9 protein-coding genes are annotated in these 9,627 nt (G+C 73.5%); 4 read left to right on the top strand and 5 right to left on the bottom strand.

Features of this window, described 5'->3' with window-relative positions:
- Positions 1–100: 100 nt before the first annotated feature.
- Positions 101–559: a Crp/Fnr family transcriptional regulator gene (locus ACWEKM_RS36660; protein ID WP_451625602.1), complete on the bottom strand. Its 459-nt coding sequence runs from the start codon at positions 557–559 to the stop codon at positions 101–103.
- A gap of 288 nt (positions 560–847) precedes the next feature.
- On the opposite strand from ACWEKM_RS36660, the gene ACWEKM_RS36655 reads away from it, so the two are divergent.
- A complete protein-coding gene (locus ACWEKM_RS36655; RefSeq protein ID WP_451625606.1) occupies positions 848–1,705 on the top strand; it encodes a universal stress protein in 858 nt (285 codons plus the stop codon).
- Positions 1,706–1,831: 126 nt separating this feature from the next.
- Positions 1,832–4,201: a glycoside hydrolase family 65 protein gene (locus ACWEKM_RS36650; protein WP_451625601.1), complete on the top strand. Its 2,370-nt coding sequence runs from the start codon at positions 1,832–1,834 to the stop codon at positions 4,199–4,201.
- A gap of 76 nt (positions 4,202–4,277) precedes the next feature.
- On the opposite strand, the gene ACWEKM_RS36645 is transcribed toward ACWEKM_RS36650, so the two are convergent.
- The 4 genes from ACWEKM_RS36645 to ACWEKM_RS36630 all read right to left on the bottom strand — a co-directional run bounded on the left by ACWEKM_RS36645 (position 4,278) and on the right by ACWEKM_RS36630 (position 7,413).
- The gene (locus tag ACWEKM_RS36645) at positions 4,278–4,544 is read right to left on the bottom strand and encodes a DUF1876 domain-containing protein (protein WP_451625600.1); all 267 of its coding nucleotides are present in this window, start codon (positions 4,542–4,544) and stop codon (positions 4,278–4,280) included.
- 388 nt (positions 4,545–4,932) lie between these two features.
- Complete coding sequence (locus ACWEKM_RS36640; protein ID WP_451625599.1) at positions 4,933–5,325, bottom strand: SCO5389 family protein; 393 nt, start codon at positions 5,323–5,325, stop codon at positions 4,933–4,935.
- Positions 5,326–5,411: 86 nt separating this feature from the next.
- Positions 5,412–6,371 carry an ATP-binding protein gene (locus ACWEKM_RS36635; protein ID WP_451625598.1) on the bottom strand — a complete coding sequence of 320 codons (960 nt, stop codon included), beginning with the start codon at positions 6,369–6,371 and terminating at the stop codon, positions 5,412–5,414.
- Between the two features lie 643 nt (positions 6,372–7,014).
- The gene (locus tag ACWEKM_RS36630; RefSeq protein WP_451625597.1) at positions 7,015–7,413 is read right to left on the bottom strand and encodes a MarR family winged helix-turn-helix transcriptional regulator; all 399 of its coding nucleotides are present in this window, start codon (positions 7,411–7,413) and stop codon (positions 7,015–7,017) included.
- A gap of 698 nt (positions 7,414–8,111) precedes the next feature.
- Between ACWEKM_RS36630 and ACWEKM_RS36625 the strand changes: the two genes are divergently transcribed.
- Both ACWEKM_RS36625 and ACWEKM_RS36620 read left to right on the top strand, forming a co-directional pair.
- Positions 8,112–8,399: an ArsR family transcriptional regulator gene (locus ACWEKM_RS36625; protein WP_451625596.1), complete on the top strand. Its 288-nt coding sequence runs from the start codon at positions 8,112–8,114 to the stop codon at positions 8,397–8,399.
- A 363-nt stretch (positions 8,400–8,762) separates the two neighbouring features.
- Positions 8,763–9,599, top strand: a complete 837-nt coding sequence (locus ACWEKM_RS36620) for an undecaprenyl-diphosphate phosphatase (protein ID WP_451625595.1) — start codon at positions 8,763–8,765, stop codon at positions 9,597–9,599.
- The last annotated feature ends 28 nt before the right edge of the window (positions 9,600–9,627 follow it).

Here is a 9,627-nt window from a genome sequence, read left to right as displayed (position 1 = left end):
GGGCGGGGAACCGCGCGACCGGCCACGACGGTCGCGCAGCCGCCGGAATCTCCGAACCTCCCGAGCTCTCAGGCGCCCCCGTCGAGGGGGCTCGCCGCGGTCAGGGCAGGACACCGCTGCCGTAGGGCGCGTACAGATCGAGGAGGCGGATGCGGGACGCGTGCAGCCGGTGGGCGACCACCCGGCCCACCCAGACCGCGACGGCCCGCCCGAACTCGGCGTCGTCCGCGCACATCGACCGTACGGTCCCCGCGTCGAACTCGTACGCCCGCACCGGACTGGCCGCCTCGGCGCCCAGCTGCCACAGGTACGGCGGGAAGTGCCAGGACCAGCCGACCAGTTCGCCCGGGCCGAGCGACTCGACGACGGCCGCGCGCCGACCCGGCACATGCAGGTCGAGGGCGACGGTCCCGGTGCGTACGATCCACAGCCGGTCGGCCCGCCGGCCCTCCTCGAACAGCCGGGTGCCGGCCTCGAAGGAGACCTCGCGGGCGATTCGCATCAGTCGTTCGCGGTGCTCGGCCGGGAGGGCCGCGTTCAGGGTGGTGGCGGAGGACATCGCGTCGGCTCCCTTCGTTCGCCGCCCCGCGGCGGGACGACGCCGTGCGCCGTGGGGCTCTTCCTCCCAGCGTGTCCGGGTGCCCGGCCGGACGCCACGGGCCGCCCGGACCGGACCGCGGGTCGTTCGGCCCTGGCGGCGGACGAACCGCCCTCGCACCCCGCGCCGACCGGTGCGACGGTGAGAGGGGGCGTCTTCGCGCCGCACCACCCGCGGCCCGAGGAGCCGCACCGTCCGCGGCTTGAGGAGCCGTACCCACCCGCGGCCCGAGGAGAGGCGGTGGCGACGATGACCGGGCCCCTGGTCGTGGGCGTCGACGGATCGCACGGGAGTCTGCGCGCGGTCGACTGGGCGGCGGACGAGGCCGCCCGGCACGGTCTGCCGCTGCGGCTCGTGTGCGCCTGTCCCGGCGACCGCTACGAGGCCGGCGCCCACGGCGCGCGCGAACGCCCGGCCGAGCACATCGTGGCGACAGCGGCCGAACGGGCCCGTCGCCGGGCGCCGGGCGTGGAGATCGGCACGGACACCGTGCCCGACGAGGCGGCCGATGCCCTGCTGCGCGAGGCCGGCCACGCCTTCGCGGTAGTGGTCGGCACGCGCGGCCACGGCGCGCTCACGGGGCTGCTGCTCGGCTCGGTCGGCCGCGCCGTCGCCGACCACGCCCATGGCCCGGTGATCGTCGTCCGCGGGGACCGGGCGGGCCTGGCAGGCACACACGCCCGGATCCTGCTCGGCGCCGGCGAGCCGGACACCGCCGCCGAGGCCGTGCGCTTCGCGTTCCGCGAGGCCGAGGCGCGCAGGTGCACCCTCGACGTCGTCCGCGCCTGGCGCTGCACCGCGTACGAGAGCGCCGAGTTCCCCGCGCCGCCCGAGGACCCGGCCCGCGCGCACGAGCGGCAGGCCGCCGCCACCCTGGACGCGCTGCTCGGGGCCGCCACCGCCGCCCACCCCGGCGTCCGGGTGCGGCCCGCCACCGTGCGGGGCTCGGCGCACACGGTCCTGCTCCACCGCTCGGCCGCCGCCGACCTCGTGATCATCGGAGCCCGCCGCTCGACCGGCACCTTGGGACTCGGGTCCGGCCGCGTGCGGCACGCCCTGCTGCACCACGCGGCCTGCCCCGTGGCGGTCGTGCCGCGCCGCCGCTGACCCGCCGCCGCGCCCGCCCGCGCCGGTGGCGGACCGGGCCCGCGGCTCGGACAGTGGGGACAGTGGGGAAGCGGGGTGCAAAGGAGGACCGGACAGGCCCGCAGGACAGGACGAAGGGATGCCGAAGTGACCGGCTGGACCTGGGAGTACGAGGGTTACGAACCCGCGGAGGAACGTCTCAGGGAGTCGCTGTGCACCCTGGGCAACGGCTGCTTCGCCACCCGCGGTGCGCTCCCCGAGTGCGTCGCGGACGATGTGCACTACCCCGGCACCTACGCGGCGGGCTGCTACGACCGGCTCACCTCCGAGGTGGCGGGACAGCGGGTCGAGCACGAGGACATGGTCAACCTGCCGAACTGGCTGCCGCTGCGCTTTCGCCCCGCCGGGCACGACTGGCTCACCCCCGACACCGCGACGGTCCTCGACCACCGCCAGGTCCTGCACCTCGACTCCGGCCTGCTGGAACGGCACACCCGCTACGGCCTCGGCGACGGCCGGGTGCTGTTCGTGCGCCAGCTGCGCCTGGTCCACCTGGCCGACCCCCATCTGGCCGCGCTGCGCACCGAGTTCACCGCTGAGGGCTTCGCCGGCGAACTCGACGTGGAAGCCGCCCTCGACGGCGGGGTCAGCAACTCCGGAGTGGCCCGCTATCGCGATCTGGACGGCCGCCACCTCACCCATGTGCTCACCGGCGCCGCCGCCCCCGACACGGTCTGGCTGCGCTGCCGCACCCGCACCTCGGACATCCGGATCGGCCTGGCCGCGCGCCTGACCGCCCAGGTGCCGGTGACCGTCGCGCACGAACACCCGCGGGCCGTGCAGTGGCTCCGGCTGCGCCTCATCCCCGGCAGCACCGTCCGCGTCGACAAGACCGTCGCCCTGCACACCTCCCACGACCTCGCGATCAGCGATCCGCTGCGCGCCGCCACCGACCGGGTCGGCGCCGCGGCCGGCTTCGACGAACTGCTCGCCGGGCACCGCACGGCCTGGGACCAGCTGTGGACCCGCACCGGCCTTGACGTCCCCGGCCGGGCGGGCCACATCCTGCGGCTGCACCTCTTCCATGTGCTCCAGACGCTCTCCCCGCACACGGCCGACCTCGACGTGGGCGTGCCCGCCCGCGGGCTGCACGGCGAGGCGTACCGCGGCCATGTCTTCTGGGACGAACTGTTCGTCCTGCCCTACCTCAACCTGCACTTCCCGGAGGTCTCCCGCGCCCTGCTCCGCTACCGCCACCGGCGCCTTCGCCAGGCCCGCGCGGCGGCCCGCGCGATCGGCCTGCGGGGGGCGCTGTACCCGTGGCAGAGCGGCAGCGACGGCCGCGAGGAGGCACCGCGGCTGCACCTCAACCCACGCTCCGGGCACTGGCTGCCGGACCACTCCCACCTCCAGCGGCACGTCGGCTCGGCGATCGCCTACAACGTGTGGCGGTACGGCGAGGCGAGTGGCGACACGGAGTTCCTGCACACCGAGGGCGCCGAGACGCTGCTGCAGATCGCCCGCTTCTGGGCGGACTCCGCCCGCCACGACGCACACCGCGGCGGGCACCGCATTCTCGGCGTGGTCGGCCCCGACGAGTACCACGACGCCTATCCCGACGCGCCGCGACCGGGCCTGGACGACAACGCGTACACCAATGTGACGGCCGCCTGGGTGCTGGCCCGCGCCCTGGACCTGCTGCGCGCGCTGCCCGAGCCGCGGCGTCGCGAACTCGCCGAGCGCATCGGCCTCGCCGACGACGAGCCCGAACGCTGGGAGGAGGTGTCCCGCACCCTCCATGTGCCCTTCCACGACGGCGTCATCAGCCAGTTCGAGGGCTACGGCGAACTCGCCGAACTCGACTGGGGCCACTACCGCAAGCGCTACCAGGACATCCGGCGCCTGGACCGGATCCTGGAGGCCGAGGGCGACACCGTCAACCGCTACAAGGCGTCCAAACAGGCCGACGTACTGATGCTCGGCTACCTCTTCTCACCCGCCGAACTGCGCTCCCTCTTCGAGCGGTTGGGCCATCGGCTCGACGACGAGACCTGGCGGCGCACCGTGGAGTACTATCTGCGCCGCACCAGCCACGGATCCACCCTCAGCGGTCTGGTCCACGGCTGGATCCTGGCCCGGGACCGGCGCGCGGACGCCTGGATGTTCTGCCAGGAGGCCCTTCGCGGCGACATCGCCGACCTCCAGGGTGGCACCACCGGCGAGGGCATCCACCTGGGTGCCATGGCAGGCACGCTGGACCTCGTCCAGCGTGGACTGACCGGACTGGAGACCCGGCAGGGGGCGCTGTGGCTCGATCCGGTGCCGCTTCCGCAGCTGTCGTCGTACGGGTTCTCGCTCCGTTACCAGGGGCACTGGGGCATCCGGCTGCGGCTGGAGCACGGGAAACTGGAGGTCGCCGTCCCGCCGTCCGGCCTCGCCCCGGTCGACCTCCGGCTGCCCGACCGCACGGTCGGCGTCCGTCCCGGAGAGACGTTCCTCCTGACGCTCCCGGACTGACCCGCCGGCACCCCCGGACCACAACGCACGCATCCGGTGCGTGTGCCGCCATGCCCCTCGGCGCGCGGCGGCGCCGTCACCGGTGGACGGGACCGGCCATCTGCACGATGTCGTCGGCGGCCACGTCGTGCAGCCGTACGGCGAGGTCCTCCAGGGCGCGACTGGCGGCCAGTTCGTCGCCGACCTCCGGGATCGGCCGGTCGACCGGATTGCGCCGGGCGAGGCCCCGGCCGGTGAGCCGGGGTGTGTCGCGGGTGGTCAGCACGGCACGCGCGTGTGTGTCGTCGCCCTCCTCGGTGATGTAGATCTGCACGGTCCACTGCTTGGCTTCCACCGTGTCCACCTCCCGTGGGCGACCTCCCGTGGGTGACCCCCTTCCCTCTCAGGCTGCACGCGTGCACGGGTCAGGTCCAGAGCCGAACGGCCCTTTCCGCGCGACCCTGCGACGGCCGCCCGGCGACGGCGGCCCCGCGACCGGCGATGCCGGGCCCCGCGCCCAGGACGGTGCGCCGGCCGAACGTCGGATGAACGCCCATGGTGACCGCCACGGCGAGCAGCCCGCACCCCAGGGCTCCGCGGATCGGCGCTGACCGTCCCGTGCAGCACGGTCACGGCGAGGACCACGAGAACCACGAAGATTGCGAGGACGGCGAGGACCACGAGGACGGCAGGAGGTGCTGCGCATCGGCCCTCTCCTCGGATCGGCGGCGCCCACCGGTCCGAGGACCGTCTCAGCAGTCCCGCAGCTCCGGTGACTGATTGAGGAGCTGGGCACGCGGTGAGGTGAAGCGGGTGTGGGCCGCCCCGCCGCGGGCCCCCGGCCGGAAGACCGCGACGCGATGGCAGTTCTGGAACGCCAGGGCGACGCCGAAGTGACGCTCCAGACAGCCCCGGATCGCGTCACTGGACAGCGCCCGCAGCAGCTGTCCGCGCTCCCGCTCCGCGGGCGGCGCGGTCTGGTTGTCCGCGAACTCCGCCGTACCGCCGCGCAGTTCGGCGGTCAGACGGGCGATGAGGTCATAGGCGTACGGCAGGGAGGTGCGGACCGTTTCCACGAAGTCCTCCTCCCGCACCTCGCCCTTCTCGGCTTCGGCGAGCAGCTGCGGGGAGACGTCGAGCGACATGATGAGGTGTCCCGTTCTGGTGCGGTTGTGTTGCGCTGATGTACGGACGGTGGTGCGAGGGGCTGTGGTCGCGGTGGTGGTCGCGGTCAGGCGAAGGCAGCCAGGGCCGCCGGGCCGTGCCGGAACTCCGGGTCGACCTGGTCGGCCAGATGGTGGCCGGTGGCGGCGTCGGCCCAGGCGGCGGCGTTGCGCAGATGGAAGTCGATGGCATGCCGCTGGAAGGCCGTCCAGTCCTTGGGCCGGGCGTCGACGGCGGCGCGCAGCCGGTCCAGGGTGCGGGCGTTGTGCGGCTCCAGCGTCCCCTGGCCGCGGCCCTGCTCCTGGGCGCGCACGAAGGGTGACAGCTCGCAGTGGGCGAGCAGGTCGTCACCGACGTGTCGGCGCAGGAACTCCAGGTCCGCCGCGTCCGTGACCTTGTTGCCGACCACGGCGACGGGGATGCCGAACTCGGCCGCGTGGTCGCGGTACTGACGGAGCACGGAGACGCTCTTGCGCGTGGGCTCGACCACCACGAAGGTGAGGTCGAACCGGGTGAACAGGCCCGAGGCGAAGGCGTCGGCGCCCGCCGTCATGTCGACCACGACGTACTCGCCGGGCCCGTCCACGAGATGGTTGAGATACAGCTCGACCGCGCCCAGCTTCGAGTGGTAGCAGGCCACGCCGAGGTCGCTCTCGTCGAACGCGCCGGTGACCATCAGCGGCACCCCGCCGACCGCCTGGACATGACGGGAGTGGATCTCGTCGCCCCCGAGCGGCCGCAGCAGCCGCGAGCCATGGCCGGGCGGGGTCGTCTTGACCATGGCCTCGCGTGAGGGGATCCGCGGATTCGTGCCCCGCAGATAGTCCTTGATCTCGCCGGTGTGCGCGCTCAGCGGCGGCACCGTGAGGCGTTCCTCCTCGGCGAGGCCCAGGGCGTGGGCCAGATGCTGGTTGATGTCGCCGTCGATGGCGACGACCGGCGCGCCGGACCGCGCCAGACGGCGGGAGAAGAGGGCCGACAGGGTGGTCTTGCCGCTGCCGCCCTTGCCGACGAATGCCACGCGCATGTCTAGCCGCCCTTATTGGAAATGGATTTCATGATCGTAGGGTGCGGGTGGTGCGGAGCGGGTGTCAAATCGACTGTGGGCCAACCGGGGTGCGAGCGGGCGCGGTTGGCGCGACCCGACGCGAAGCGCCACCGTCCGAGGCACCGGTCTCGCGCCCGGCGGCGCGGGGGCGGGCGGCCATCGGTCCGCACCTGCCGGTCTCGGGTCCGCGCGGCAGCCTCGCCAGGTCGGCCCGTCGGCCCGGCCGCCGCCGGGTCCGCGCCCGTCTCGACGACGCGAATCTGCTGCTCGCCCCCGCGTCACCGGCCCGCGCGCAGATCGCGGCCCAGCGGGTGGACGTCCTGCCGGCCGGGGTCGGGCTCGTGGTCCAGGGTCTGTCTGATCATTCGCGTCGGTTCAGTTCGCGGCGTCATCGGAGTAGTCCGCAGCGTCATGGGGGTACCTCCCGCGCGAGTGCGGCCGAGCGTGGGGGAGCCGTGCGTCGCAAGGGGGAGGGGCGCCCTCGTGCGGGGCGTGTTCGGGCGTGCTCGATGACGCGGCGAGGTGCGGTGCCTGGGGGCATCTTCCAGCGGCAGCCGGGGGAGCGTCGCGGGCCCGGCGGGAACGGTCGGACCGGCGCTGGCCGACCGGATCTGCGCTAGCGCTAGCCGACCGGGCCGGCCAGCATTCGTGTCAGCGCCGCCCGTTGCAGCGGCAGCACCTCGGTGTGCAGGTCGCGGCCCTTACGGGTGAGCGTGACCCATACGCCGCGCCGGTCCTCGGCGCACACCGAGCGCTCCACCAGACCGTCCTTCTCCAGCCGTCCGATCAGCCGGGACAGGGCGCTCTGGCTCAAATGGACCCGTCCGACGAGGTTCTGCACCCGGCACTGGTCGCCCTCCCGGGACGACTCGGCGGCCAGGACGTCGAGCACCTCGAAGTCGCTCGCGCCCAGGCCGTACGGATGCAGCACCCGGTCAATCTCGCACATCGTGCGCGCGTGCACCGACAGGATGTCGCGCCAGCGATCCTCCAGCCGGGCCTCGGCCGTCTTGACTGCCATACCCGCACGGTAACACCGCTCCCGCAAATTATTGAGTATGCAACTAGTGCGGATGCGTGCACCCCGCCGCCCGCTGCGTGGTCGTTCGCGGCCCCGGCCCCGCGCGACCGTCGGCACCGCCGCCCGCTGAGTCCCGGCTCAGCCGCGCCGCCCGTCGGGCCGGTGCGGGCGCGCCGAGCGGCGCGCTGGCGGCGCCGGCGAAGGCCGGGCTGGTCGGCGCCGGGAACGGCGCCGACGTCCCCGCCGTCCGCCGTCCGCGGTACGGCCGGTTCGGGCCGCGCCCGGCGGGATCGCGAGCGGCGAACCGGGCGCGCCCAATGGTCGCCGACGCCACGGCCGACGGCGCCCTTGGTGGCGGCTAGGAGAACCGGGCCCCGTTCGGCTGGGACGAGCAGCGTGATGACGTTGCTGACCACTCTCGACAGGGAGTTGCTGAACGGAACGCCTACCGGGCGCTCGCCCCCATGTCCCGGTTCGGCCGTCGCTGATCGGCCCCGGCCGGGCCGGGAGCCACGGGGTGGCCGGGCCCGCGGCGTTCCGTGCGCCCGGGAGCCCCTGTGGGGCGGCCGGACCGCACGGCCTTCGGTCCTCCAGCCGCTCGGTCCCGGACAAGGATCGACGAGTCCCGGACGCGGCCGTGTCGGCCGCGGGACAGTGGGTGGCCGGGGCGCGAGGGCGGCTCCGCTGGAGGTGACGAGGTGCTGAGGACTCCCATGGGCAGGACGCGCCTGGAGATCCTCGCCTGGCTGAAGGACCCCGCCGACCATTTTCCGCGCGGGCGCCAACCGGATCCCGGCGAGGACGGCGTCACCTCACGAGCCGTCGCGGCCAAGCTGGGCGTGCCCCGCAGGGTCGCCGACAGCCACCTCCGCCTCCTGGCCGGGATCGGTCTGCTGCGCACCAAACGGATCCGGCACCGCACCTACTACCGGCGCGACGAGATCCGCATCGCCGAGGTGTCCCGGTTGTTCGAGAGGGGGTGGTAGCCGTGCGTCCCGACGTCCCGTCACGCGCCACGCCGTGCGTCCCGACGTCCCGTCACGCGCCATGCCATGGTTCCGACAAAACGGGACGATACGGGCGTGAAGAGTAAGAAGTCGTTGTGAACCGGCCGGGTGCTGTCCCCGTGCCGGGCCTGGTGTCGCACCGGGCCGTCCGGCCGCCCGTACGGTGGGGCCGGTGCGTGACCCGGCCCTCTTCCGGGGTGCCCGTACGGCGCCCCCGCCGGCCGCCCGATCCACGGCCCGCCGACGGCCGCGACCAGCGTCCCGGCGCCGGTGCTTGCGGTGCGCCCGGGCGTAGTAAGACTGTCTACAGCACTGTCGACCAACTCCTCAGAACTGGATCCCATGAGCGCCATCTCCGTCGGTCAGGCCGTCGTCCTCGGAGTCGTCGAGGGGGTGACCGAGTTCCTCCCCGTGTCCTCCACCGGCCACCTCAAGATCACCGAGGGGCTCATGCATATCCCCGTCGACGACAAGTCCGTGGTCGGGTTCTCCGCCGTCATCCAGGTCGGCGCCATCGCCGCCGTGTTCGTGTACTTCTTCAAGGACATCGTGCGGATCGTCTCCGCCTGGGGCCGCGGTCTGCGCAACCGTGAGGAGCGGGTGCACCACGACTACAAGTTCGCCTGGTGGGTGATCTACTCCACCATCCCCATCGTCATCGTGGGCCTGGCCGCCAAGCCGCTGATCGACGGCGCGCTCGGCTCGCTGTGGGTGGTGGCCGGCTCGCTGATCGTCGGCAGCGGCGTCATGTGGGCCGCCGACCAGATGGGCCGGCACAAACGCGGCGAGGACGACACCTCCTTCAAGGACGCGATGCTGGTCGGCTGCTCGCAGATCCTCGCCCTCCTCTTCCCGGGCTTCTCCCGCTCCGGCGCCACCATGTCCACCGCGCTCATCCTCGACCTGGACCGGGTCGCCGCCACCCGCCTGTCCTTCTTCCTCGGTATTCCGGCCCTGACCGGCGCCGGCCTCTACGAGCTGAAGGACGCCCTGGGTGCGGGCGTGGGCGCCGCCCCCCTCGCCGTCGGCACCGTGGTCTCCTTCGGTGTCGCCTACGCCTCCATCGCCTGGCTGCTGAAGTATGTCGCCCGGCACTCCTTCAATGCCTTCGTGCTCTACCGCATCGTCATCGGCGTGACCCTCTTCGGCCTGCTGGCCACGGGTGTGCTCGACAGCTGACACCGGCAGGTGCCGAGGCCGGCGCGTC

It is taken from the genome of Streptomyces sp. NPDC004752, from assembly GCF_053601275.1.
This window is presented reverse-complemented; position numbering and strand designations above follow the sequence as displayed.

What these genes read in the sequence shown, in the direction of transcription:
- ACWEKM_RS36660 (WP_451625602.1), bottom strand. Translation starts at nt 559, where the DNA reads ATGTCCTCCGCCACCACCCTGAACGCGGCCCTCCCGGCCGAGCACCGC.
- ACWEKM_RS36655 (WP_451625606.1), top strand. Translation starts at nt 848, where the DNA reads ATGACCGGGCCCCTGGTCGTGGGCGTCGACGGATCGCACGGGAGTCTG.
- ACWEKM_RS36640 (WP_451625599.1), bottom strand. Translation starts at nt 5,325, where the DNA reads ATGTCGCTCGACGTCTCCCCGCAGCTGCTCGCCGAAGCCGAGAAGGGC.
- ACWEKM_RS36635 (WP_451625598.1), bottom strand. Translation starts at nt 6,371, where the DNA reads ATGCGCGTGGCATTCGTCGGCAAGGGCGGCAGCGGCAAGACCACCCTG.
- ACWEKM_RS36630 (WP_451625597.1), bottom strand. Translation starts at nt 7,413, where the DNA reads ATGGCAGTCAAGACGGCCGAGGCCCGGCTGGAGGATCGCTGGCGCGAC.
- ACWEKM_RS36620 (WP_451625595.1), top strand. Translation starts at nt 8,763, where the DNA reads ATGAGCGCCATCTCCGTCGGTCAGGCCGTCGTCCTCGGAGTCGTCGAG.